General features: G+C 73.9%; 27 protein-coding genes. 13 read left to right on the top strand and 14 right to left on the bottom strand.

All coding sequences use genetic code 11. From position 1 onward, the window contains the following. Window positions 1-16: 16 nt before the first annotated feature. The 3 genes from AC2CHG_RS09195 to AC2CHG_RS09185 form a co-directional block, all read right to left on the bottom strand. Entirely contained in the window at window positions 17-1,750 is a 1,734-nt protein-coding gene (locus AC2CHG_RS09195) for a DEAD/DEAH box helicase (protein WP_484524543.1), read from the bottom strand. A gap of 179 nt (window positions 1,751-1,929) precedes the next feature. Beyond that, the gene (locus tag AC2CHG_RS09190) at window positions 1,930-2,580 is read right to left on the bottom strand and encodes a trimeric intracellular cation channel family protein (RefSeq protein WP_262013547.1); all 651 of its coding nucleotides are present in this window, start codon (window positions 2,578-2,580) and stop codon (window positions 1,930-1,932) included. A gap of 40 nt (window positions 2,581-2,620) precedes the next feature. Beyond that, window positions 2,621-2,839, bottom strand: a complete 219-nt coding sequence (locus tag AC2CHG_RS09185; RefSeq protein WP_091579574.1) for a DUF3039 domain-containing protein — start codon at window positions 2,837-2,839, stop codon at window positions 2,621-2,623. 88 nt (window positions 2,840-2,927) lie between these two features. Here AC2CHG_RS09185 and AC2CHG_RS09180 point away from each other — a divergent pair, with 88 nt between their 5' ends. Then, entirely contained in the window at window positions 2,928-3,854 is a 927-nt protein-coding gene (locus AC2CHG_RS09180; RefSeq protein ID WP_484524542.1) for a pseudouridine-5'-phosphate glycosidase, read from the top strand. Next, window positions 3,851-4,747, top strand: coding sequence for a carbohydrate kinase family protein (locus AC2CHG_RS09175; RefSeq protein WP_262013549.1), 897 nt, complete (start codon window positions 3,851-3,853; stop codon window positions 4,745-4,747). Before AC2CHG_RS09180 ends, AC2CHG_RS09175 begins: the two co-directional genes overlap by 4 nt. Before the next feature lie 39 nt (window positions 4,748-4,786). Here the strand turns inward: AC2CHG_RS09175 and AC2CHG_RS09170 are convergent, their stop codons facing one another. Beyond that, entirely contained in the window at window positions 4,787-5,143 is a 357-nt protein-coding gene (locus AC2CHG_RS09170; RefSeq protein WP_013284780.1) for a DUF3099 domain-containing protein, read from the bottom strand. 106 nt (window positions 5,144-5,249) lie between these two features. On the opposite strand from AC2CHG_RS09170, the gene AC2CHG_RS09165 reads away from it, so the two are divergent. Both AC2CHG_RS09165 and AC2CHG_RS09160 read left to right on the top strand, forming a co-directional pair. Continuing rightward, window positions 5,250-5,561 carry a hypothetical protein gene (locus AC2CHG_RS09165; RefSeq protein WP_262013550.1) on the top strand — a complete coding sequence of 104 codons (312 nt, stop codon included), beginning with the start codon at window positions 5,250-5,252 and terminating at the stop codon, window positions 5,559-5,561. Further along, window positions 5,551-5,862 (top strand): hypothetical protein, encoded by a 312-nt coding sequence (locus AC2CHG_RS09160; RefSeq protein WP_262013551.1) that lies wholly within the window; start codon window positions 5,551-5,553, stop codon window positions 5,860-5,862. Before AC2CHG_RS09165 ends, AC2CHG_RS09160 begins: the two co-directional genes overlap by 11 nt. 4 nt (window positions 5,863-5,866) lie before the next feature. Here the strand turns inward: AC2CHG_RS09160 and AC2CHG_RS09155 are convergent, their stop codons facing one another. The 3 genes from AC2CHG_RS09155 to AC2CHG_RS09145 form a co-directional block, all read right to left on the bottom strand. Further along, complete coding sequence (locus AC2CHG_RS09155) at window positions 5,867-7,099, bottom strand: low temperature requirement protein A (protein ID WP_402811484.1); 1,233 nt, start codon at window positions 7,097-7,099, stop codon at window positions 5,867-5,869. Window positions 7,100-7,171: 72 nt separating this feature from the next. Next, complete coding sequence (locus AC2CHG_RS09150; RefSeq protein ID WP_135238934.1) at window positions 7,172-7,756, bottom strand: HhH-GPD-type base excision DNA repair protein; 585 nt, start codon at window positions 7,754-7,756, stop codon at window positions 7,172-7,174. A gap of 118 nt (window positions 7,757-7,874) precedes the next feature. Then, window positions 7,875-9,095, bottom strand: coding sequence for a S8 family peptidase (locus AC2CHG_RS09145; RefSeq protein ID WP_194802991.1), 1,221 nt, complete (start codon window positions 9,093-9,095; stop codon window positions 7,875-7,877). Window positions 9,096-9,275: 180 nt separating this feature from the next. On the opposite strand from AC2CHG_RS09145, the gene AC2CHG_RS09140 reads away from it, so the two are divergent. Together AC2CHG_RS09140 and dtd are read left to right on the top strand one after the other, a co-directional pair. Further along, window positions 9,276-10,760: a DUF7782 domain-containing protein gene (locus AC2CHG_RS09140; RefSeq protein WP_484524541.1), complete on the top strand. Its 1,485-nt coding sequence runs from the start codon at window positions 9,276-9,278 to the stop codon at window positions 10,758-10,760. Beyond that, entirely contained in the window at window positions 10,760-11,182 is a 423-nt protein-coding gene (gene dtd, locus AC2CHG_RS09135; protein WP_262013555.1) for a D-aminoacyl-tRNA deacylase, read from the top strand. The genes AC2CHG_RS09140 and dtd overlap by 1 nt, the downstream gene beginning before the upstream one ends. On the opposite strand, the gene AC2CHG_RS09130 is transcribed toward dtd, so the two are convergent. After that, entirely contained in the window at window positions 11,179-11,967 is a 789-nt protein-coding gene (locus AC2CHG_RS09130; protein WP_262013655.1) for a sporulation protein, read from the bottom strand. The genes dtd and AC2CHG_RS09130 overlap by 4 nt on opposite strands. A gap of 220 nt (window positions 11,968-12,187) precedes the next feature. Between AC2CHG_RS09130 and sigB the strand changes: the two genes are divergently transcribed. The 4 genes from sigB to AC2CHG_RS09110 all read left to right on the top strand — a co-directional run bounded on the left by sigB (window position 12,188) and on the right by AC2CHG_RS09110 (window position 14,511). Next, window positions 12,188-13,174, top strand: a complete 987-nt coding sequence (sigB, locus tag AC2CHG_RS09125; RefSeq protein ID WP_355507104.1) for an RNA polymerase sigma factor SigB — start codon at window positions 12,188-12,190, stop codon at window positions 13,172-13,174. Window positions 13,175-13,283: 109 nt separating this feature from the next. Then, the gene (locus AC2CHG_RS09120) at window positions 13,284-13,619 is read left to right on the top strand and encodes an ArsR/SmtB family transcription factor (protein ID WP_484524540.1); all 336 of its coding nucleotides are present in this window, start codon (window positions 13,284-13,286) and stop codon (window positions 13,617-13,619) included. Then, window positions 13,616-14,107 carry an SRPBCC family protein gene (locus AC2CHG_RS09115; protein ID WP_262013558.1) on the top strand — a complete coding sequence of 164 codons (492 nt, stop codon included), beginning with the start codon at window positions 13,616-13,618 and terminating at the stop codon, window positions 14,105-14,107. Before AC2CHG_RS09120 ends, AC2CHG_RS09115 begins: the two co-directional genes overlap by 4 nt. Further along, complete coding sequence (locus tag AC2CHG_RS09110; protein WP_484524539.1) at window positions 14,104-14,511, top strand: VOC family protein; 408 nt, start codon at window positions 14,104-14,106, stop codon at window positions 14,509-14,511. The genes AC2CHG_RS09115 and AC2CHG_RS09110 overlap by 4 nt, the downstream gene beginning before the upstream one ends. Window positions 14,512-14,514: 3 nt before the next feature. On the opposite strand, the gene AC2CHG_RS09105 is transcribed toward AC2CHG_RS09110, so the two are convergent. The 3 genes from AC2CHG_RS09105 to AC2CHG_RS09095 are packed head-to-tail and all read right to left on the bottom strand — an operon-like array spanning window position 14,515 to window position 19,179. After that, entirely contained in the window at window positions 14,515-17,070 is a 2,556-nt protein-coding gene (locus tag AC2CHG_RS09105) for a bifunctional acetate--CoA ligase family protein/GNAT family N-acetyltransferase (protein WP_366620822.1), read from the bottom strand. 25 nt (window positions 17,071-17,095) lie between these two features. Next, a complete protein-coding gene (locus AC2CHG_RS09100; RefSeq protein WP_366620824.1) occupies window positions 17,096-18,277 on the bottom strand; it encodes an acetoin utilization protein AcuC in 1,182 nt (393 codons plus the stop codon). A 47-nt stretch (window positions 18,278-18,324) separates the two neighbouring features. Continuing rightward, window positions 18,325-19,179, bottom strand: coding sequence for a sulfurtransferase (locus AC2CHG_RS09095; RefSeq protein WP_366620826.1), 855 nt, complete (start codon window positions 19,177-19,179; stop codon window positions 18,325-18,327). Between the two features lie 97 nt (window positions 19,180-19,276). Here AC2CHG_RS09095 and AC2CHG_RS09090 point away from each other — a divergent pair, with 97 nt between their 5' ends. Then, window positions 19,277-19,963 (top strand): iron-dependent transcriptional repressor DtxR, encoded by a 687-nt coding sequence (locus AC2CHG_RS09090; protein ID WP_355507095.1) that lies wholly within the window; start codon window positions 19,277-19,279, stop codon window positions 19,961-19,963. A 12-nt stretch (window positions 19,964-19,975) separates the two neighbouring features. Here AC2CHG_RS09090 and AC2CHG_RS09085 read toward each other — a convergent pair whose 3' ends face one another. Beyond that, window positions 19,976-20,524, bottom strand: coding sequence for a hypothetical protein (locus AC2CHG_RS09085; RefSeq protein ID WP_135238924.1), 549 nt, complete (start codon window positions 20,522-20,524; stop codon window positions 19,976-19,978). Window positions 20,525-20,611: 87 nt separating this feature from the next. After that, window positions 20,612-20,845 carry a DUF5522 domain-containing protein gene (locus tag AC2CHG_RS09080; RefSeq protein WP_262013563.1) on the bottom strand — a complete coding sequence of 78 codons (234 nt, stop codon included), beginning with the start codon at window positions 20,843-20,845 and terminating at the stop codon, window positions 20,612-20,614. Window positions 20,846-21,008: 163 nt separating this feature from the next. On the opposite strand from AC2CHG_RS09080, the gene AC2CHG_RS09075 reads away from it, so the two are divergent. Then, window positions 21,009-21,605 (top strand): RNA polymerase sigma factor, encoded by a 597-nt coding sequence (locus AC2CHG_RS09075; RefSeq protein WP_484524547.1) that lies wholly within the window; start codon window positions 21,009-21,011, stop codon window positions 21,603-21,605. After that, the gene (locus tag AC2CHG_RS09070) at window positions 21,602-22,555 is read left to right on the top strand and encodes a hypothetical protein (protein ID WP_355507091.1); all 954 of its coding nucleotides are present in this window, start codon (window positions 21,602-21,604) and stop codon (window positions 22,553-22,555) included. Before AC2CHG_RS09075 ends, AC2CHG_RS09070 begins: the two co-directional genes overlap by 4 nt. Before the next feature lie 39 nt (window positions 22,556-22,594). On the opposite strand, the gene AC2CHG_RS09065 is transcribed toward AC2CHG_RS09070, so the two are convergent. After that, window positions 22,595-23,652, bottom strand: a 1,058-nt coding sequence (locus tag AC2CHG_RS09065; protein WP_484524538.1) for an alpha/beta fold hydrolase, incomplete at its 5' end; no start/stop codon positions are given.

The following is a 23,652-nucleotide window of genomic DNA, read 5'->3' as shown; positions in this document are numbered from 1 at the left end:
AACAGGGGGCCCTTCCTTACAGGGTCTGCACGGTGGCGATGCGCTCCTCGAGCTGCTCGATCGTGGCCTGCGCGCTGGGCGGGCCGCCGCAGATCCGGCGCAGCTCGGCGTGGATCTTCCCGTGCGGCTGGCCGGTGTGGTGGTGCCGGGCGGCCACCAGGGCGTTCAGCTGCCGCCGTAGCGCCACCCGGCGCTGGGCGGCACTCATCGGTGGGGGCGCCGCCGCCGGGGCCGCAGCGGCCGGCTCAGCGGTCCGCTGGGCGGCCCGGCGCTTCTGCGCGGCGAGCTGCTCGGCCTGCCGCTTCGTCAGCAGCAGCGAGACCTGGTCGGCGGTGAGCAGACCGGGCAGACCGAGGTATTCCTCCTCCTCGGGCGTGCCGGCCTGGGCGGCGGTGCCGAACGAGGCGCCGTCGAAGATCACCTGGTCCAGCTCGGCGGTCGCGGAGAGCGCCGCGAAACGCTTCTCCAGCTCCCCGCTGGCGCCGTCGTCGCGCTGGGCACGCTCCAGCAGGTCGTCGTCGAAGCCCTCGCGGTCCTTCGGCTTGCCGAGCACGTGGTCCCGCTCGGCCTCCATCTCGCTGGCGAGCCCGAGCAGGTGCGGCACGCTGGGCAGGAAAACCGACGCGGTCTCGCCGGAACGGCGGGCCCGGACGAACCGGCCGATCGCCTGCGCGAAGTACAGCGGGGTGCTGGCACTCGTCGCATACACGCCGACGGCGAGCCGGGGGATGTCGACACCCTCGGACACCATCCGCACCGCGACCAGCCACCGCTGCCGGGAGGCGGCGAACGTCGCGATCCGCGCGGACGCGCCCTGGTCGTCGGAGAGCACCACGGCGGCCTTCTCACCGGTCACCTGCTCCAGCAGCTTCGCGTACGAGCGGGCCACCTGCTGGTCGCTGGCGATGACCAGGCCGCCCGCATCAGGCATGCCGTTGGCGCGCAGCACGCTCAGCCGGGCGTCGGCGGCACGCAGCACCTGGGGCATCCAGTCGCCGGCCGGGTCCAGCGCGGTACGCCACGCCTGGGCGATCAGGTCCTGCGTCATCGGCTCGCCGAGGCGGGCGGCCAGTTCCTCACCGGCGTTCGTGCGCCAGCGGGTCTCCCCCGAGTACGCCAGGAACAGCACCGGCCGGACCACGCCCTCGCGCAGCGCGTCGGAGTAGCCGTAGACCGAGTCGGCGCGCGAGCGCAGCAGCCCGTCGCCGCCGCGCTCGTAGCTGACGAACGGAATCGGGTTGTCGTCGGAGCGGAACGGCGTACCGGTGAGCATCAGCCGGCGTACCGCGGGCTCGAAGGCCGCCTTCACGCCGTCGCCCCAGGTACGCGAGTCGCCGGCGTGGTGGATCTCGTCGAGGATGACGAGCGTGCGCCGGGTCATGGTGCGCCGCCGGTGCACCTGCGGCGCCATGCCCACCTGGGCGTAGGTGACCACCGCGCCGTGGAAGTCGGCGGCGGAGTGCAGGTCGGCGTTGCGGAACGCGGCGTCGAGCTGGATGCCGACCCGGGCGGCGGCCTGCGCCCACTGGGTCTTCAGGTGCTCGGTCGGCGCGACCACGGTCACCGCCTCGACGGTGCCGTCGGCGAGCAGCTCGGCGGCGATGCGCAGCGCGAACGTGGTCTTGCCGGCGCCGGGCGTGGCGACCGCGGTGAAGTCCTCGGTCCGGCGGCGCAGGTATTCGACGAGCGCCTTGCGTTGCCAGGCGCGCAGGGGCGGGAACGTGTCGAGCGTCGGCATCCGCGGTGGCACGCGTAGCTCCTCTCCGCCGCGGACGGCGGCGGGCCCGACCGGGGCCACGGGAGCCGCCGCCCATGAAAACGCCCTCGCGCATCCGGTGCCGCGAAGGCCGGTTCAGCATAACCAGCGCGGGCCGTACGCCCCACTCGACGCCACGCCTGTCACATCCGCCCGCCCCGGCGCAGGGCGGGTCAGGTCAGTGGTCCCCGGGTGCCGGTGCGTGGCGGCCGCATCGTCGCCACCGGGGCGGACCAGCGCCGGCGCAGCGCGATCAGGCGCAGCCCGAACACGAGCAGCACGGCGCCGGTCAGCGGCACGGCGGTGGCCTGTCCGCACGCCGACAGCAGCGCCACAGTGATCGCTCCGGCGAGCGCCGCGAGGGCGTAGATCTCGCGGCGCAGCACCACCGGGATCTCGCCGGTGAGCAGGTCCCGGCCGAGACCGCCGCCGATGGCGGTGAGCATGCCGATCATGCAGGCGCCGACGGCCGGCACGGCGGCGTCGAGGGCCTTGAGCGTGCCGGTGACGGTGAACAGGCCGAGGCCGGCGGCGTCGAGCACCAGCACCGTGGTGCGCAGCCGGGCGAGCTGGGGGTGCAGCCAGAACACGGCCGTGGCGACGACCGCCGCGGTGGCGGCGTAGCGCCAGTCGGCGAACGCCAGTGGGGGCACCTCGTCGATGGCCAGGTCGCGGAAGATGCCGCCGCCGAGCGCGGCGACCACGCCGACGAAGACCACGCCGAACAGGTCGAGCCGTTTCGCCACCGCCGCGGAGGCGCCGGAGGCGGCGAAGACCGCCACGCCGGTCAGGTCGGCGAGAAGCAGGGCGGTGGAGGTGGTCACCGCCGCAGGTTACGTCCAGGGGCCGCGGAGCCGCCCGCTGTCACTCGGAGTACGAGTCGTAGATCTCCTTGCACTTCGGGCAGACGGGCGAACCCGGCTTGGCCGCCTTGGTGACCGGGAACGTCTCGCCGCAGAGTGCGACCACGTAGGTGCCCATGACGGCACTCTCGGCGATCTTCTCCTTGCGGACGTAGTGGAACATCTCCGGACCAGTGTCCGCGTCCTTCAGCTCGGGACGCTCGAGAACCTCTGTGCTCACGACTACACCTCCGGCGTTCCAGTTTTGCAGGTCGGTCCGCCCCGGTCCACCTGGGCCCCGGCCGGAAGCGGCCCGTACGGTAACCGACGTGACCAACTTTCACATCAGTCTCGGTAGTGAGGTGGCCGACGCCCTGCGGGACGGCCGCCCGGTCGTGGCGTTGGAGAGCACGATCGTCTCGCACGGGCTGCCCCGCCCGGACAACCTGCGGGTGGCGCGCGAGATCGAGCAGGCGGTACGGGACGCGGGGGCGGTGCCGGCCACCATCGGCATGGTCGCCGGCGAGCTGCGGGTGGGGCTGGACGACGCCCAGCTCACCCGGCTCGCCACCGTCGACGGCGTGAGCAAGCTCTCGGTCCGTGATCTGGCCCTGGCGGCGGCGACCGGCGCTGACGGCGCCACCACCGTGGCGGCCACGAGCGCTGTCGCGGCGGCGGCCGGGATCGGTGTGTTCGCCACCGGTGGGCTCGGCGGCGTGCACCGGGAGGCGGCGCAGACGTTCGACGAGTCGGCCGACCTGGTCACGCTGGCCCGGACGCCGATCGCCGTGGTCTGCGCCGGGGTGAAGTCGATCCTCGACGTGGGCGCCACGCTGGAGCGGCTGGAGACGCTCGGGGTGGGCGTGGTCGGCTACCGCACCCGCCGCTTCCCCGGCTTCTACCTGACCGACGCGGGCTTCGACCTGGACTGGTCGGTCGAGTCGCCGGAGCAGGTGGCGGACGTGCTGGCCGCCCGCGCGGCGCACGGCGTGCACCACGGTGGCCTGGTGGTGGCCAACCCGCTGCCCGCCGACGAGCAGCTCGACCCGGCGCTGCACGACCGCACGCTCGCCGAGGGACTGGCCGCGCTGGCCCGCGAGGGGATCACCGGCAAGGCGGTCACCCCGTTCCTGCTGTCGCACTTCCATTCGGCGACCGAGGGCGCGAGCCTGACGGTGAACGTCCGGATCATCCTGCGTAACGCCGACCTCGCGGCCCGGATCGCGGTCGCCACGGCGACCCGCCGCGCCCCATGAGCGCCACGCCGCGAATAGTCGTCGTCGGCGACGTGATCACCGACGTGCTCGCGGTGCTGTCCGGGCCGCTCGCCACCGGCTCGGACACCGCGGCCGGGATCCGGTTCAGCGGCGGCGGGCAGGCGGCGAACACCGCGGCCTGGCTCGCCGGGCAGGGCGCCGCGGTGACGCTGGTCGCCGCCGTCGGCGACGACGAGACCGGCCGGGAGCGGGTGGCCGAGCTGACCCGGATCGGTGTGGACTGCGCGGTGGAGCGGCACGAGGGCTACCCGACCGGCACCGTCATCGTGCTCGCCCACGACGGGGAGCGCACGATGATCAGCCAGCGGGGCGCGAACCTGCGGCTGACCGCCGGGCACGTGGACGCGGCGCTGGCCGCCGCGCCCGACGCCGGGCATCTGCACCTGTCCGCGTACACCCTGTTGGACGTCGGGTCGCGCGGCGCCGGCCTGCGCGCGCTGGCCACCGCCCGCGAGCGCGGGCTGACCGTCAGCGTCGACGCGGCGTCCGCGGCACCGCTGCGGCGCGTCGGCGGGGCGTTCCTGACCTGGGTACGCGACGTCGACCTGCTGCTGGTCAACACGGACGAGGCGACGGTGCTGGCCGGCGGGCTGGACCCGGCGGCGCAGGCGCGGGCGCTGACAGCCGTGGCGCACCGGGTGGTGGTCAAGCGCGGCGCGGCGGGTGCGGTGTGGGTGGAGCGCGGCGGTGTGGTGGAGTTCGCGCCGGCGCCCGGGGTGGACGTGGTGGACGTGACCGGCGCCGGCGACGCGTTCGCGGCCGGGCTGCTCACCGCATGGCTGGCCGGGGCCGACCCGCGTGCCGCGCTGGCCCGCGCCGGTGACCTGGGCGCGCTCGCCGTGACGACGGTGGGCGCCCGCCCGGCGCCCTGACGGCGGTGGCCGGTCCGGGCGGTGCTCCGCCCGGACCGGTCAGGGCTCGGCGTCGATGATCTTGTGCGGGTTCTCCTCGGCGGTGAGGGCGGTGGGCGCGGGCTCCTCGCGGCGCCGGTTCTGGAACCGGTTCGCCAGCCGGTGCTCCTCCTTGGGCGGCCGGTCGTTGGCGAGCAGCACGGCGAGCCAGGGCACGAGCACCATGCCGAGCGCGCACAGCGGCAGCCAGAGCCAGAGCAGTGGGGCCTTCGCGCCGACCAGGATCGCGCCCGCCACCAGACACGCGACCCGGATGGCCATCATCAGCACGTATCGCTTCTGCCGGCTGTTGAGCTGGTCGTCCTGGCTGCGCGGGGCGTCGGTGATCAGTATCGGCTGGTACGCCTGACGCTTCACCACGGACCTCCTACGAGGGGATAGGGCCCATCCTGTCACTCCGGACGGATGATCGGCGAAATTCGTGACAGCCGGACGCGTGTTACGTGCGTGGTACGCTTCGCCCGTGGCCAACCGGTTCAGCTTCACCGACGAGGCGCTGGCGAACCTGCGGGTCTACGACGTCACACCCGGGGAAGTCTGGGAGGCCCTGCACAGCAACCGCCGGGTCATCCGGCACCTCGGTGACGACGTGATGGTGGTCTACGCCACCGACCACCGGGGCCGGCGGCTCGCCGTGCTGCTGGCCGAGGCCGACGGCACCGACAACGACTGGGACATCCTCTCCGCCCGCGAGCTGAGCGACGTCGAGGCCAAGCGCTACGACGAGGCGGTGCGGAGATCACGCCGACGAGGAGGCGGTCACGATGCATCGTGACGAGGCGACCAAGCGGTTCCACGCCGGAGGCGACGCGTTCGCCGAGCTGATCGACGACACGTCACCGGCGCAGCTGCCCACCCCCGACACCGACGTGCCGATGGTCAGCCGGTCGGTCCGGCTTCCGCTGGAGACGTACGAGCGGGTCCGCGCCGCCGCCGACGCGCGCGGCATCGGCGTGACCACGCTGATGCGGCAGTGGATCGAGGCCGGCCTGGCCGACCTGGACGACTCGGCCACCGTCTCGCTGGCCGACGTGCGCCGCGCGCTGGCGTCGCTGTCCCGCCCGACCGCAGCCTGACGGCTCACGCCTCGGGCCCTGCCTCGTCGAGCGCCTCCCGCCCGATCGGCGAGGCGGAGGGCTCCGGCGGCCGGTGCCAGGCCCGGCGGGCGTCGGCGAACGCGACGAGCGCCAGCACGACTGCCACCGCGCCGAGCGCGAACATCGCCGGCACGGCCGCCAGCGCGGGCAGGAGCAGCACCAGCACCACCAGCCCGGTCAGCCGGGGGCGGGACACCCGGCCGAAGATCTCGTACTCGAACCGGGAGCGGGCGGCCAGGAACAGCGCCGGGCCGCCCACCACGAAGACCAGCCAGCTCGGCCGGGCCGTGTCGTACGGGTGGGCGATGACCAGCTCGTAGCCGACCGCGGCGCCGATCACGCCGAGCACCATGAACAGGTGGGTCTGCGCCGCCGACTCGGCCAGCCGCCCCGGAGTGCCGGCCACCCGCAGCGCCTCCGCGAGCAGGTGACCGGCCCGGTAGAAGTAGATCCGCCAGAGCAACGCGGTGATCACGAACGAGATCGTGAACGCCACCGCCGCGTCGCCGGAGAACTCCTTCCCGCTGTAGGTCACGCCGATCACCAGGATCGACTCGCCGAGCGCGATGAGGAAGATCTGCTGGTAGCGCTCGGCCAGGTGCTCCCCGGCGACGAGCCACTGCCGGATGCGCGAGGCCCCGATCCACGGCAGCGGCCAGCCCAGAATCGTGCCGAGGTGGTCCACCGCCAGCGCGACGACCCACAGCGCCAGGCGGGGACCGGGCATCAGCGCGCCGGCGATCCAGAGCGGGGCGCTGAATCCCGCCCAGGCGGCCAGCCGCAGCGGCACCAGGCGCCGCGGGTGCGCGCGCAACGCCACCAAGATCAGCAGCGGCCGGCCGACCATCACCACCACGTACGCGAGCGCGAACGGCAGCGCCCGCTCCTCCAGGGCGCGCGGCAGCGTCACGCCCAGCACCAGGCTGCCGAACATCGTGCCGACCACGACGACCTGGATGACGGTGCGCTCCGGCTCGTACCGGCTGGTCACCCAGGTGGTGATCGTCCAGACCTGCCAGAGCACCAGGAACAGCAGCAGGGTCCTGCCCACGTCGGCGGCCACCGCCCCGGCGGAGCCGTCCAGACCGCTGATCAGCCGCTGGGAGACCCGGGTCAGCGCGAACACGAAGACCAGGTCGAAGAAGAGCTCCAGAAAGGTGGCCCGCCCGGGACTGGACGCGGTACGCAGCAGCGCCCCGCCCCGCTGCTCGGTCATCGTCCGCCCCCGTCCCCCGTCCTGGCGACAAACGACAGGGACGGCGGGCCGGTTGCGGCGGCGGGCGGCGGATCAGCCCTTCGCGGCCTTCGCCTCCGCCTTCATCCGCTGCTTGAACTCGCGTACCCGGCGCAGCGACTCCGGATCGGTCACGTCCGCGACCGACCGGTGGGCGTCCGCGTCGCCGTAGTCGCCGGCCGCCTCGCGCCAGCCGTCCGGGGTGATCCCGAACCGCTTGCCGAGCAGCGCGACGAAGATCTGTGCCTTCTGCCGGCCGAACCCGGGCAGCTCACCCACCCGGCGCAGCAGCTCCCGGCCGTCGGTCACGTCGGACCAGAGCCGGGCCGGGTCGCCGTCGTAACGCTCGACGAGCGCCCGGCACACCTCCTGAACGCGGGCCGCCATCGCCTTGGGGAAGCGGTGCAGCGCGGGCGGCCGGGCGAAGATCTCCACCAGCGCCTCCGGGTCGTACCCGGCCAGTTCCGCGGCGTCGGGCTCGTGGCCGAGCCGCTGCGCCAGCACGTACGGGGAGGAGAACGCCTTCTCCATCGGCACCTGCTGGTCCAGCACCATGCCGAGGAGCAGGGCCAGCGGGCTGCGGCCCAGCAGTTCGTTCGCCTGCGGGTCGATGGGCAGTGACAGCGTCATGGGGACCATAGTGCCGCGCCGCCCGCCGGTCGGGGGCGGCGACTCCCCGACGACGTGACGCGGCCCGGCGGACCCTTGGGAGGTCCACCGGGCCGCGGCCCACGGTGTGGTCAGGTCACCGGTGTCGTCAGTTGACGACGAAGAGCAGCCGGTTCGGCGAGCCCGAGCCCGGGCTGGTCACCTTGCCGGTGGTGGCGTTGCTGGTCAGGTAGCTGGCCACCTGAGCCGGGGTGTAGGAGGTGTTGGCGGACAGGACGAGCGCTGCCGCGCCGGCCACGTGCGGGGACGCCATCGAGGTGCCGCTGATCGTGTTGGTGGCGGTGTCGCTGGTACGCCACGCCGAGGTGATCGACGAACCCGGGGCGAAGATGTCCACGCAGGAGCCGTAGTTCGAGTAGGAGGCACGGGCGTCGGTGCTGGTGGTGGCGCCCACCGTGATCGCCGAGGCGACCCGGGCCGGCGACGAGTTGCACGCGTTGGCGCTGGAGTTGCCGGCCGCGAGCGCGTACGTGATGCCGGAGTTGATCGAGTTGGCCACCGCGTTGTCCAGCGTGGTGCTGGCGCCGCCGCCGAGGCTCATGTTCGCCACCGCCGGCTTCACCGCGTTCGAGGTGACCCAGTTGACGCCGCTGATCACGCCGGCGGTGGTGCCGCTGCCGGAGCAGTTGAGCACCTTGACGGCGACCAGGCGCACGCCCTTGGCCACGCCGTACTTGGTGCCGCCGACGGTGCCGGCGACGTGGGTGCCGTGGCCGTTGCAGTCGGTGTTGTTGGTGTCGACCGTGTTGGTGCCCCAGGTGGCCCGGCCGCCGAAGTCGCTGTGCGTGGTGCGGATGCCCGTGTCGATGATGTAGGCGCGCACGTTGCTGGCGGTGTTCGGGTAGGTGAAGGTGCTGTTCAGCGGCAGGTTGCGCTGGTCGATCCGGTCCAGGCCCCAGGTGGCGCCGGTCTGGGTGCCCTGGGTGGTCATGACGCGGTCCTGCTCGACGTACGCGACGGACGGGTCGGCGGCGAGCCGGCGCGCCTGGGCGGGGGTCATCTTCGCGCTGTAGCCGGTGAGAGCGGAGCTCCACACCGTGCCGACGTTGCCGCCGTAGCGCTTGGCCAGGCCGGCGGCCCGGTCCGGCACGGCGGTACGGGCGGCGAGGGTGTTCGCGGTGCCGACCGCGTCGCCCTTGAGCACGACCACGTAGCTGCCGCTGACGGCGTCGGCGGCACCGGCGTACCGGATCTCCCCGGTGGGTGCGGCGAGAGCGGGCGTGGAGGCGGCGGCGGCGAAGGCCGCGGCGGCGGCCGTGACGGCGAGCGCACGCAGCGCGCGGCGCCGGGGAAGGGACACGTCGGGCATCGTCTGGCTCCCTACCGGGGCAGCCCGGTTTGTGGCCGGATCACCCCATCGACGGATGTTGGCAGGAATGCTAACCAGAGATCGACAAACATGAAAGAGATAGTTGCCGATAGATACGGTCCACGTTATGGATCGGCGGGTGCGCGCCACGCCGGACGACGCCCGAGGCAGGATGAGCACGTGGACCGTCACGACATGCTGCTCTCCCTCGCCGGGGTCGACGCGCTGCGCACCGCGCTGACGCTCGCCCGCTTCACCGCCAACGGGATCGCCGACCGCCTGGGCCCGCAGACCACCGGCGCGGTGGCCCGCAACGACTACCGGGCCGCGCTGCGCGCCACCGAGGACCGGGACCGGCTGGCCACGCTGATCCGCGTCTTCATCTGCGACCAGACCGAGCCGGAGGCGGCGGTCGCCGACGCGCTGGCTCCGCTGGCGCTGGACGAGGCGCTGGCCGGGGGCATCGTGGAGCGGCACGGCGACGGCCTGCGCGCCGGGGTCGACCTGGAGCCGTACGGCGACGACTGGTGGGTGCTCGCCGACGTGCCCGCCAGTGCGCGGCCCGGGCGCCCGCTGCACTCCGAGCACGTGCTGGGCATCGGCGGCGCCACCCAGACGCTGATCTCGGCCGCCGTGCGCCCGGTCGTGGACACCGCGCTCGACCTCGGCACCGGTTCCGGCGTGCAGGCGCTGCACCTGGGCACCCACGCCCGCCGGGTCACCGCCACCGACGTCTCCGAGCGGGCGCTGCGGTTCGCCGCCACCACCGCCGCGCTCAACGGTCAGGACTGGGAGCTGCTGCGCGGCGACATGGTCGCCCCGGTGGCCGGGCGCCACTTCGACCTGGTGGTCAGCAACCCGCCGTTCGTGGTCGGCCCGGGCACCACCACGCACGTCTACCGGGACTCCGGGCGGGTGGGCGACGCGATCGGCGCGGAACTGGCCGCCGCCGCGCCGGACCTGCTCACCGAGGGCGGCACCATGCAGTACCTGGCGAACTGGGTGCACGTCACCGGCGAGGACTGGGCCGAGCGGGTCACCGGCTGGTTCGCCGGCACCGGCCTGGACGCCTGGGTCATCCAGCGCGAGGTGGCCGACCCGATGGCATACGTGAACCTGTGGCTCACCGATGTCGGCGAGAGCGCCGACCCGCAGCGGATGGCGGCCTGGCTGGACTGGTTCGACGCGCACAAGGTCGAGGCGATCGGCTTCGGCATCGTCTCGCTGCGCCGCTCCGGCCACGACCAGCCGGTCGTGCGGGTGGAGGACCTGCGCCAGCGGGTCGAGCCGCCGCTGGGCGACCGGATCGGCGAGTGGTTCACCAGGCAGGACTGGCTGCGCGCCCGGGACACCGAGGGCCTGCTCGCCGCCCGCTACCGTGCCGCCGAAGGGCTCCAGCTCCGGCAGGAGGCCACCATGGGCGACGACGGCTGGGCGGTGGACCGGCAGGTCCTGGCCGTGCCGCGCGGCCTGCGCTGGTCGGAGGAGATCGACCCGCTGGTGCTCGCCCTGGTCGGCGGCGCCGACGGCCGGCTGCCGCTGCGCGACCAGCTCGCCCTGCTGGCCGCCGCGCACGACGTGGCGCCGGACGAGCTGGCCGAGGCGGCCGGACCGATCGTGGCGCACCTGGTCGAGCGCGGCATCGTCGAGCCGGTGACCGACTGATGCGGGCGGTGGTGCAGACCGTCGGCCGGGCCCGGGTGACTGTCGGCGACGAGGTGACCGGCGAGATCTCCGACGGGCTGCTGGTGCTGCTCGGCGTCACCCACACCGACACCCCGCAGGTGGCCGCCACGATGGCCCGCAAGCTGCACGAGCTGCGCATCCTCGACGACGAGCGCAGCGCCGCCGACGTCGGGGCGCCGCTGCTCGTGGTCAGCCAGTTCACGCTCTACGGCGACGCCCGCAAGGGCCGGCGGCCGAGCTGGACCGCCGCCGCTCCCGCCGAGGTGGCCGAACCCCTGGTGGACGCCGTGGTCGAGCAGCTGCGGTCCCGGGGCGCGAAGGTGGAGACCGGCCGGTTCCGCGCCCACATGCTGGTGGAGAGCGTCAACGTCGGTCCCCGGACCCTCGTGCTCGACCTCTAGAAGAACAGGCCCCGGCGGGACAGCGACTGCCGCAGCCAGCCGTCGAGCTGGGCGGCCCAGTCCGTGTGGTCCGCGGTCGCGTGATCCACGGTGAACCGGCCGAACGCGTCGCGGCCCTCGGTGAACAGGCCGCCCCGCTTGTCCAGCTCCAGCACCACGTGGACCTGGCGCGGATCGGTCACGAAGGTGACCTCCAGCTGGTTCATCGCGCCCGCGTACTGCGGCGCCGGGTAGAACTCGATCTCCTGGTAGAACGGCAACTGCTGGTGCAGGCCGTAGATGTGTCCGCGCTCGACGTCGGCACGGGCGAAGCGGAAGCCCAGCCGCAGCAGCGCCTCCAGCAGCCGCTCGTGGGCCGGCAGCGGGTGCACCGCCACCGGGTCCAGGTCACCCTTGTCCATCGCCCGCGCCACCTCCAGCTCGGTACGCAGACCCATCGTCATGCCGTGCAGGTGCTGGCCGTACAGGTCGGTCAGCGGGGTCTCCCAGGGCACCTGGAAGCGGAACGGCACGTCGTGACGCTGCCCCGGCTCCAGCCGGAACGGGCCGGTCATCTGGGCCCGGCCGAACTCCTGGTTGACGTCGTACTCGCTGTCGGAGCTCTCCACCTCGACCCGCGTGACCAGGCCGAGTGCGATGTAGCTCACGTCCACCGGGTGGTCACCGCCGACCACCTGGATCCGGCCCTCCAGAACGCCGCCCGGGCGGCAGTTCGGGTTGGCCAGCACCGTCTCCACCGACGGTCCGCCCACACCCATCGCCTGCATGAGCCGCTTGAAGACCACCACGTTCTCCGATCGTCAGTGCCGGGCCGGCCCCGACGGCCGGTCGGTGGCACGGTAACCGCGCCGGGCAAGGGAATGCCGGATTCCCACGTGGATTCCTGTCGGGTCCCCGATCGCCTCACTCCCGTCTCACGCCCCGACCGCCAAGCTGTTTGTCATCGGCCACCACCGCGTGGGCGGCACGGGACCGGTAGGCACGTCGGACACGGGGAGAACAGAGATGACCCAGCAGATGATCGAGCACCAGGACATGGACGTCACCCTCACGGACCTCGACGCCACCGACGAGCGCGGCGTCTCCACCGACCTGGTCCGGGCGTACCTGAACGGCATCGGCCGCACCAAGCTGCTCACCGCGGCGCAGGAGGTCGAGCTGAGCAAGCGGATCGAGGCCGGCCTCTTCGCCGAGGAGAAGCTGGCCACCTGCACCCCCGTCTCCGCCGAGCTGCGCGCGGACCTGGCGCTGATCGCGGCCGAGGGCCGCGCCGCCAAGGACCACCTGCTGGAGGCCAACCTGCGGCTGGTGGTGAGCATCGCCAAGCGCTACACCGGTCGCGGCATGGCCTTCCTCGACCTCATCCAGGAAGGCAACCTCGGCCTCATCCGCGCCGTCGAGAAGTTCGACTACACCAAGGGCTACAAGTTCTCCACCTACGCCACCTGGTGGATCCGCCAGGCCATCACCCGCGCCATGGCCGACCAGGCCCGCACCATCCGCATCCCGGTGCACATGGTCGAGCAGGTCAACCGGATGGTCCGGGTACGCCGCGAGCTGTCGGTGACGCTGGGCCGCGAGCCCACTGTGAGCGAGGTCGCCACGGCGCTGGAGATCCCGGAGTTCCAGGTGATCGAACTGATCTCCTACGACCGGGAGCCGGTCAGCCTGGACCAGGCCGTCGGCGAGGACGGCGAGAGCGCGCTCGGCGACTTCGTCGCCGCCGTCGACCCGCGAACCGAGCCGGGCGACGCCGCCACCAACGGCGAGCTGCGCAACGAGGTCCGCATCGTGCTGGCCACGCTGTCCCAGCGGGAGCAGGCGGTGATCCGGCTGCGCTTCGGCCTGGACGACGGCCGGCAGCGCACGCTGGACGAGGTCGGCCGCGAGTTCGGCCTGTCCCGGGAGCGGATCCGGCAGATCGAGAAGGTCACGCTGCTCAAGCTGCGCGACCCGGAGCGGGCGAACCGGCTGGAGGCGTACGCCTGCTGATCCATCCCTGCCCCGACAGGCCCCGGCGGTTCGCCGGGGCCTGTCGTGCTTGACCTGGACGCTCCCACCGTATACAACCGACTGGTTACACAACCAGGAGGTTATGAACGTGTCCGCGGATCTGCTCGACGCCACCTTCGCCGCGCTCGCCGACCCCACCCGGCGCGCCATCCTCACCCGGCTGGCCGCCGGGGAGGCGACTGTCACCGAACTGGCCGAGCCGTTCGCGATGAGCCAGCCGGCCGTCTCCAAGCACCTCAAGGTGCTCGAACGCGCCGGCCTGGTCACCCGGGGCCGGGACGCGCAACGCCGTCCCTGCCGGCTCGACGCCCGGCCGCTGCGGGAGGCGGTCGCGTGGCTGGCGGACTACCGGGACTACTGGGCCGAGAGCTACGCGCGACTGGACGAGGTGCTCGCCGAACTGACCACCGGGGAGCAGCGGTGACCGGCCTGACCGTGAGCCTGCCCGGCGACCGGGAGATCCGGCTCAGCCGCGACTTCGCCGCTCCGCGCCACCTCGTGTTCGCCGCCTTCACCCGCCCCGAGTTGCTGGTCCGCTGGTGGGGCGCCCGCGGCTGGCACCTCGTCGAGTGCGAGGTGGACCTGCGGGTGGGCGGGCGGTGGCGGTTCGTCTCCCGGGGGCCGGACGGCGACCTGATGGGCCAGGGCGGCACGTACCGGGAGGTCGACCCGCCCGCGCGACTGGTCTGCACCGAACTCTTCGACGACCAGTCCTATCCGGGCGAGACACTCGTCCGCCACGACTTCACCGGCTCGGCGGACCGGACGACAGTCGTCACCCACCTGCGGTACGCCACCGCGCAGGGCCGCGACACCGTCCTGCGCTATCCGATGACCCGCGGCCTGAGCGAGGCGTTCGACCGGCTCGCGGCAGTGCTGCACACCGATTCGACGACAGGAGCGACGACATGAACTGGACGCTGGAAGTGGTGGTCATACCGGTCTCCGACCTGGACCGGGCCAAGGAGTTCTACGCGCAACGGCTCGGCTTCGTCCTCGACCACGACACGGACCTGGGCGGCGCGGGGCGGATCGTCCAACTCACTCCCCCGGGCTCCGGCTGCTCGATCGTCCTCGGCCGGGGCGTCGTACCGGAGATGCCACCGGGCTCGCTCAAGGGCGTGCAACTGGTCGTACCGGACCTGGAACGGGCGCGCGCCGAACTGGTCGAGCGGGGCGTCGAGGTGAGCGAGATCCAGGTGATGGGCCAGAACCCGTACCCGGTGCCGCACCCGCTGGACAACGTCGGCTTCGTGTTCTTCCGCGACCCGGACGGCAACGAGTGGTCGGTGCAGCAGATCTCCGCGCGCGGCTGAGGTCTACAACCTTCGCGGGCCGGTGTCCGGGCGGGCGGCCTCGGCGCCGGTGCGCACGGTGGCGTGCAGCACCGAGATGCCGTCCGGCCGGGCCAGCACCGGATTCAGCGTGAGCGACCGCACCCGGGGCTGCTCGTCGGCGAGCCGGCCGACCCGCACCAGCAGGTCGACCAGGGCCGCCCGGTCCACCGGCGCGGCGCCCCGGTGCCCGCGCAGCAGCGGCGCCGCGCGGGGCTCGTCGACCAGCTCGGCGGCGTCCCGGTCGGTGAGCGGGACCGCGCGCCAGGCCCGGTCGCCGAGCAGCTCGGTCGCCACGCCACCCAGCCCGAAGCCGACCACCGGCCCGAACGCCGGATCCTCCACCAGCTCCACCACGCACGCCACACCCGGCGCGACCATCGGCTGGACCAGCACCTCCGCGCCGAACACCGGGGCCATCTCGGCGTACGCGCGGCGCAGCGCGGCGGCGTCGGCCAGGTCGAGGCGTACCGCGCCGAGGTCGAGGCGGTGCCGCAGCCCGGGGGCGGCGGCCTTGAGCGCCACCGGCCAGCCGAGCCGCTCCCCCACCGCCGCCGCCTCCTCGGCCGAGCGGGCCGGCACCGAGTCCACCACGTCGATCCCGTACGCGCGCAGCAACGCCGCCGAGTCGGCCCCGTCCGGGCGCAGCGCGGCGTGCCCGGCCGCCCGGTCCACGTCGGCCAGTTCCGGCAGCACGCCCGGTGGCCGGCGCAGCCAGTCCGCGTACGCGGTCACCCGGCCCAGCGCGCGTACCGCCTCCTCCACGCTCGGGTACGCCGGCACCCCGGCCGGCACCAGCCCGGCCAGGAACGTCGCCACCACCGGCTTGCCGGTGACCTTCGCGTCGGGCAGCGCCGCGGCGAAGTCGGCCACCGGGTCGGCGAGCTGGCCCGGCAGCGGCGGCGCGAACACCGCCACCACGGCGTCCACCCGCTCGTCGGCCACCGCGTCACCGAGCGCGGCGGCGTACGCGGCGGCACCGGCGCTCGGCCCCACGTCCTGCGGGTAGCCGTCGGCTACTGCCAGTCCCTGGGCGGCGCAGGCGGTCGCGGCCAGCCCGGTCAGCGCCGACGAGTTGCCCACCACCGCGACCCGCCGCCCGGCCGGCAGCGGCTGGTGGGCCAGCAGCACACCCACGTCGAGCAGTTCGGACACGGTGTCCACCCGGATCACACCGGACTGGGCGAACAGCGCGCTCACCGCCGCCGCGTCCAGCGCGGGTGCCTCCCCCACGCCCGGCGGCCGCGCCAGCGAGGCGAGTGCCACCACCGGCTTGCTGCGGCCGATGCGCCGGGCCAGCCGGGCGAACTTGCGCGGGTTGCCGAACGTCTCCAGGTAGAGCGTGATGACGTCGGTGGCCGGGTCGTCCTGCCAGTACTGGAGCAGGTCGTTGCCGGACACGTCGGCCCGGTTGCCGGCCGACACGAAGCTGGACAGGCCGAGCCCGCGCCGGGACGCCTCGGCCAGCAGCGCCACCCCGAACGCGCCGGACTGGCTGAACACGCCGACCCGGCCCGCCGCGGGCAGCACCGGGGCGAGCGTGGCGTTGAGGCGTACCGCCGGGTCGGTGTTGGCGACGCCGAGGCAGTTCGGGCCGACCACCCGCATGCCGGCCAGGTGCGCGGCGCGGACCAGCGCGCGCTGCGCCGCCGCGCCGGCCGGGCCGGACTCGGCGAACCCGGCCGAGATCACCACCAGCCCGTGCGCGCCGGCGCGTGCGGCGTCGTGCACCACGTCGGTCACCGCGTCCGGCGGGACCGCCACCACGGCGAGGTCGACGTCCTGGCCGGCGTCGGCCGCCGACGGGTACGCGGGCAGCCCCGCCACCGTCGCCGCGCTCGGGTGCACCGGCACGATCGCCCCGGCGAAGCCGCCGTCGCGCAGGTGCCCGAGCAGCGCCGCGCCGACGCCCTGGCCGGTGGTGCTGGCGCCGTACACGGCGATGCCACGCGGCGCGAGCAGCCGGGCGATCGACCGGGCCTCGGTGCGGTGCTCCCGGCCGCGCTGCACCGCAAGCGTCGCCTCGGTGGGCGCGATCGGGAAGCTCAGGTGCACCACGCCGTCGGCGTACTGGCGCTGGACCTGGTAGCCGAAGTCGGCGAAGACCCGCAGCATCGTCCCGTTGGCCGGGAGCACCTCGGCGACGAAGTGCACGATCCCGTGGCGCCCGGCCGCGTCGGCCAGGTGCTCCAGCAGCACCGAGCCGATGCCCCGGCCCTGGTAGGCGTCCTCGACGACGAACGCCACCTCGGCCTCGGGCGAGGCGGGGCCGAGCCGCTCGTAGCGGCCGACGGCGACGATCCGCTCGCCGGCCAGCACCACGAACGCCTCCCGGTCGCGGTGGTCGACGTTGACGAAACGCTTCAGGTCGCGTTCCGGGATGCGCGGGTACGGCGAGAAGTACCGCAGGTATCGGGTGCGCTCCGAGAAACGGCCGTGCATGGCCACGATCTCGGGCGCGTCCTCCGGACGGATCGGTCGCAACTGGACGGTCGTGCCGTCGCTGAGCAGCACGTCCAGCGGTTGTTCGACGGTGGTCACCGGTCGGTCCTCCCCTGCCGCCGGCTCAGTCGCGCGGGTCGTGCGGATCGAGCCCGAGCAGTGGGAAGACGGCCTTGCGGGTGGCCGCGACGGCCCGGTCCACCGCGTTCGGCTCGCCGCTGGGCTGCCACGGCAGGTACGACGGGTCCACGTCGTCGGTCATCCGCAGCGGCACGTCGTGCCCGGGTAGCCGCCGCGCGGCCAGCTCCCGCCAGCCGGGCGGGGTCAGCATCGCCGGGTCGACCGGCTCACCGGTGGCGATCGCGAGCAGGTGCGTCCACGCCCGGGGCACCACCTCGACCAGCGCGTACCCGCCGCCGCCGGTGGCGACCCAGCGACCGTCGCACAGCTCGTCGGCGAGCGCCCGCAGCGAGCGGTACGTGGCCCGCTGCCCGTCCACCGACAGGTGCAGGTCGGCCAGCGGATCCTTGCGGTGCCCGTCGGCGCCGCACTGGGTGACGAGCACCTGCGGCCGGAACGCGCGCAGCACCGACGGCACGATCGCGTGGAACGCCCGCTGCCAGCCCGCGTCACCCACACCCGGGGGCAGCGGCACGTTCACAGCGGTGCCCTCCGCGCCCGGGCCGCCGGTCTCGTCCGGGAACCCGGTGCCGGGGAACAATGCGAGCGGCGTCTCGTGCAGGCTGATCGTGAGCACCCGGGGGTCGCGGTAGAAGATCTCCTGCACGCCGTCGCCGTGGTGCACGTCCACGTCCACGTACGCGATGCGCTGCGCGCCGAGGTCGAGCAGCCGCGCGATGGCCACGGCCGGGTCGTTGTAGACGCAGAACCCGGCGGCGCGGGCGGGCATGGCGTGGTGCAGCCCGCCGGCGACGCTGACCGCGCGCCGGGCCTCGCCGCGCCACACCGCCTCGGCGGCGGCCGTCGTGGCGCCGGCGATCAGCGCGCTCGCGTCGTGCATCCCGTCGAAGACCGGATTGTCCGAGGTGCCCAGACCGAAGCCGGCGAACAGCGGGTCACGCGGCGCGGCCCGGACCGCGTCCAGGTAGGCCGGATCGTGTACGCGGGTGAGCAGCGCGTCGTCGGCCGGCTCGGGCTTGACCAGCCGTACGCCGGGCCGGTCCAGCACACCCAGTTCACGGGCGAGCGCCATGGTCAGCTCGACCCGGACCGGGTCGAGGGGATGGTCGCCCATGTCGTAAGCGAGGAGAGCCTCGTCCCACACCACCACCGTGTCGTCGGCCATGCGGCCATCGTCGCACGTGGTCCGGGACGCGCCCACCAGTCGTACGCTCACCGGCCGGACGTGCCACCTGTCGCGACCGGACGGTCCGGGTCGGCCACCCACTCGCTCCACGAACCGACGTACAACGCGGCGTCCGGGCGACCGGCCAGGTGCAACGCGAGCACGGCCTGCGCGGCGGTCACCCCGGAGCCGCAGTACGCACCGACCGGCGCGTCCGCGTCCACCCCGGCGGCGGCGAACCGCTCCCGCAGCGCACCGGCGTCGGGGAACCGGCCCTGCGTGACGTACTCCGGTGCGGGCACGTTCACCGCGCCCGGCACGTGCCCGGCGACCGGGTCGACCGGCTCGTGCTCGCCCCGGTAGCGCGGCGCGGCCCGGACGTCGATCAGCACGCCGGGTTCGGCGGCGGCGAGCCGGGCGGCCTGCGCGGCGTCGAGTACCGGCAGCGCCCCAGGCGCCACCGTCACGTCGCCCGGCGCCGGGGCGGGCACGCTCGTGTCGACCGGCAGCCCGGCGGCCGTCCAGGCCGGGAAGCCGCCATGCAGCACCCGCACCTGCCGGTGCCCGGCCCAGCGCAGCGTCCACCAGGCGCGGGCGGCGGACATGCCGTCGCCGTCGTACACGACCACCGGATGACCGGTGCGGACGCCGGCGGCCCGCAGCGCGGCCTGCAACGCCGCCGGGTCCGGAAGCGGGTGCCGCCCGGCGCCGCCGGGCGGTCCGCACATCTCGGTGTCCAGGTCGACGAAGACGGCGCCGGGCAGGTGGCCTGCGGCGTAGTCGTCGCGCCCGGGCGGGCCGGTCAGCCGCCAGCGGACGTCGAGCAGGGTCGGCGGGTCGGCGTGATCGAGTTCGGCGGCGAGCCGGTCGGGCTCGACCAGCAGGTCTGCGGTGGCGGACATACGGTCCAGTCAACACCATTCGGCGCGCCACCTCCGGCTTCGCCTCCGTCGATGGTCGGTGGTAACGGGTACCATCGGAGCCCAGGAGGCCGCAGACGTGAAGCACGACCTTGTTGACACCACCGAGATGTACCTGCGCACCATCCTCGAACTCGAGGAGGAGGGGGTGCCGCCGCTTCGTGCCCGCATCGCCGAGCGGCTGAAGCAGAGTGGCCCGACCGTCAGCCAGACCGTCGCCCGCATGGAGCGCGACGGCCTGCTCACCGTCGAGGGCGACCGGCACCTGACCCTCACGCCGCAGGGCCGCAACACCGCCGTGTCCGTGATGCGCAAGCACCGGCTGGCCGAGCTGCTGCTGGTGAACGTGATCGGGATGCCCTACGAGGAGGCCCACGAGGAGGCCTGCCGGTGGGAGCACGTGATGAGCGACGCGGTGGAGAAGCGGGTCTTCGACCTGCTCAACCGCCCGACCCGCTCGCCGTACGGCAACCCGATCCCGGGCCTGGAGGAGCTGGGCGACCCGGGCCAGTTGCCCGCCGACGCGGTCGAGGGTGAGCGCAACCTGGCGTTCCCCGGCCTGTCCGGCACTGTCGTGGTGCGGCGGATCTGCGAGAGCGTGCAGACCGACTCGGACGTGCTCCGGCAGTTGCACGCCGCCGGCGTCGACCCGGGCGCGACGGTGACGGTGGCGCAGGAACGCGACGCCGTCTCCATCGACCGCTCCGGTGACCGGGTCCGGCTGCCCCGCGAGGTGGCGTCCCGGGTGTTCGTCGCGGCCCGCTGACGCGGCTCCCGGTCAGAGCTGCCGGGTGTCGATCACCTTGGCCAGCGTGACCAGCTTGCCGGCCGTCTTGTCCGCCTCCGCCTTCGCGGTGCCGGTCGGGGCGGTCCAGCGCAGCGTGGCGAGCCGCCCCTCGGTGGCCAGCCAGCCGACCTCGGCGGCCGGCCCGGACTTCGCGGTCTTGGGCAGCGTGCGCCGGTAGGCGGCCTTGCCCAGCTTGCTGATCTTCGCCGCGCCGCTGGGCTGCACGTCCAGGGCGAACGTGGCGGCGTCGATCGACGTCTCGGTCACCGACAGCGTCAGCTCCGGCAGCACCGCCCCGGCGGCGCGGACCACGCAGGTGTGGGTGTCGCCCCGCTCGGTGGCCGCCGCCACGTCGAACGTGCCGCCGGTGTGCTCGGCGATCACCGCGAAGTCGAGCAGCCGGCACGCCCCGCCCGAGGACGCCGCCGCGACCGGGACCGGCGGAGGCGGGGGCGGCGGCCCGGCCGCCGTGGGCGCCTCGTCGGCGCAGCCGGCGGCGAGCAGGACGGCCGGAACGGCCAGCCAGAATCGGGCACGCACGGGAGACCTCCGCGGTCGGCGGCGGGTTCGACCCGCCGGAGTTCCGTCGGACACCGTACGGCGTGCCCCAGCGGGGACGGAAGCCCCCTAATCGGCCACGTACGGGCAGTGCCGGCAGCCTCGCCCGCAGCACGTGCCACGCCGGGCGAGAAATCCCGCGCTGAGCACGAACAGCCCGGTCTCCGGGTCCAGGTAGCCGGCCTCCCCGGCGGCCAGCGCGGCGGCGTGCGCGGCAAGGATCCGTTCCCGTCCGGGGTGATCCGGCGACAGCCGCGACGGGTGCGGTTCGGTAAGGGGCCGGTCGGCCGGCTCGTCACGCACCGCTGGAGTCTACGGAGTGGCCTCCCGTACCCTCGCGCGGCGCCTGGGTGCTTACGCTGGTACCTCCCGTCGCGCCGGCTGTCCGGGAGGGACACCAAGACCGGTGCGGTTCCGCCGTGAACCGGTCCGCGCCGACCGGGCATGAACGGGTGTGACAAACAAGATGCACCGGGCCGAGGCCCACGAGCGGGGACATCCCGGGGTCGGGCCGCCCGACGAGCCCTCGGACGACGACGTGATCCGCGCGTCCGTCGCGGAGCCGGAGCGGTTCGGGCCGTTGTTCGACCGGCATGCCGTCCCCGTGCACCGTTATCTGGCTCGTCGCATCGGCCCGCCGGCCGACGACCTGTTGGCCGAGACCTTCCTGGTCGCATTCCGGCGGAGGGCGTCCTACACCTCGGACGTCGGCGTACGGCCGTGGCTGTTCGGTATCGCCACCAACCTCGTGCGCCGGCACGTGCGGACCGAGGAACGCCGCTACCGCGCGCTGGCCCGGCTCGCCGCCGGCGAGGTGGCACCGCCGGTGATCGAGGACGCGATCGACCGGCTGGACGCCGGCGCCCTACGCCGGGACCTGGCCCTGGCGCTGGCCTCGCTGCACCGGCGGGACCGGGACGTGTTGCTGCTCACCGCGTGGGCGGACCTGTCGTACGAGCAGATCGCCGCCGTGCTCGACATCCCGCTCGGCACCGTCCGTTCCCGCCTGCACCGTGCCCGCCGACTCACCCGACTCGCGCTCGCCATCGAGGAGCCGACATGAACGAGATCAACCTGCTGCGGACGCACGGGCCGGATGCCCCGGAAGCGTCCACCGAGACGCTCCGCCTCGCGAGGGAACGCCTCGCCGGCGAGTTCACCGCCGCATCCGTACGCCGGACCGTCCCGCCGCTGCGGCGGCGGACGCTCCTGGTGGCCGCCGCGGCCGCGGTGGTAGCCGGGGCGGGCGTCGGCCTCGCGGTACGTCCGCTCGATCGATCGGCGGAGCCGTTGACCCTGGTGGCTGCGACGATCCCGGAGTTTCCGCTGACCCTGCGGTCGCGGCCGGCGACGCTGAGCCCACCTCGCTACAGCTACGCTCCGGGCCAGTTCCTCGCCGTGTACCTGTCCCGCAGCACCACCGACGACGTCCACCTCTTCGTCTGGGACAGTGCACCGGCACGGATCACGAAGACGTCGCGTCCGGTGGCCGTCGCAGGCCGCCCGGCCGAGATGTACGAGGAGCCGAATCCCGGCGGACCGCGTCGGCTCGTCGTGTCGTGGGAGCGCAGGCCCGGTCAGTGGGTGACGCTGACCGGCCACGGCATGTTCGCCGACGACGCGGCGCTGCTCCGGCTGGCCGAGCACGTCGTCGACGAGCCGCAGCAGGTGCCGCTGCGGGTGCGGCTGGCGCCGCGCGGTTGGCGGGTCGCCATGTTCAAGGACGACACCATCCTTACCCTGCGGGGCGACTCCCCCGACGAGACGCTCACCGTGCAGGTGGTGCCGCGCCGTGACCCGGACCTGCTGCGCACCGTGATGGGAGCCCGGGACGAGCGAAGGGTCACGGTGGGCGGCCGGGAAGCCCATCTGATCCGCACCGACGAGCTCTGGTTCCTGCAGGCCGAGGTGCCCGGCGGGGCCGTGGTCAACCTGCAGGCGCCGCTGCGGCTCTCCGCCGGCCAGGTCGTCGCGATCGCCGAGCAGGTATCCGTGACTCCGCGCCGCCCCTGACCGGCCCCCCTGCCGGCACCTGTCCGAGTGGCCTCCTGCCTAGTTGCCGCCCGGGCCGCCGTCGCTCCCGAGGCGTTCCAGGTACGGCAGGAACGCCTCGGGCCGCTCGAACATCGAACGGTGCCCGGCACGCGGGATCACCAGATGGTCCTTGCGCGGCGCTTGGAGCTGCGCGTACCACTCGTCGAACAGGCGCAGCCGGCCCGGCACCTCCTGCGCGCCGTCCACGAAGTACGCCGGCACCGCGAGCTGCCGCACGTCACGCCGGAAGTCGATCTCCTGCAACCGGGGGTAGAGCACGTCCCAGCCGTCCAGGAAACCGAACAGGTGCACCTTCTCCAGCAGGCTGTACTCGGACACGCCCAGGTTGCCGACGGTCCCGGTCTCGTCCTCGCTCGCGCCTTCCCGGTCGACCGGGAAGGCGCCGGCCTCGTTTGTCAGCAACGGCTCGTACGCCCAGACGTCGCGGTAGGGCGGCGGACCCTGCGCGGTCATCCGGTCCGCGAGCGCCGTCCGGCCGGTGCGGCGGGCCCAGGCCACGGTGTCGGAGTACTGACTGCGGTCGGCCTCGCGCAGGCTCACCACCTGCCCGACGCCGACGTACGCGGCGAACAGTTCCGGGTGCTGTCGCACGGCGAGCAGGCCGGCGATGGTGCCGCCGGAGTGCGCGACCAGGTGGATCCGATCCCGGCCCAGCCGTTCCCGCAGGTGCCGGGCCACCGCGACCAGGTCGTCCACCTCGTCGTCCAGGCGCCAGTCAGACGGAGCGCGGAACCCCGACCAGGAGCGTGGCCCGCCGGCACGGTCCCACACGGCCACCACGAATCGGCGCTCCAGCTCGGGCAGGTGGCGACGGACCGAGCCGATCTCCGAGCCGCCGGGCGGCCCGGGCACCACGAGCAGCACCGGAGCGCTGCGGTCCGTACCCCTGATCAGCAGGCCCAGCTCGCGCCCGGAGGACTCGACGGTGTCGAAGCGGGCGATGCCGCCGGGGATCGGGTCGGTGCGGCCCGGCACGGCCGCGCCGAACGTGACGAGCGCGAGCAGCGCGGCCAGCAGGCCGACGCCGATCCGGCCCGCCCAGCGCGGCACCGGCC

It is taken from the genome of Micromonospora sp. ATLC20, from assembly GCF_057196585.1.
This window is presented reverse-complemented; position numbering and strand designations above follow the sequence as displayed.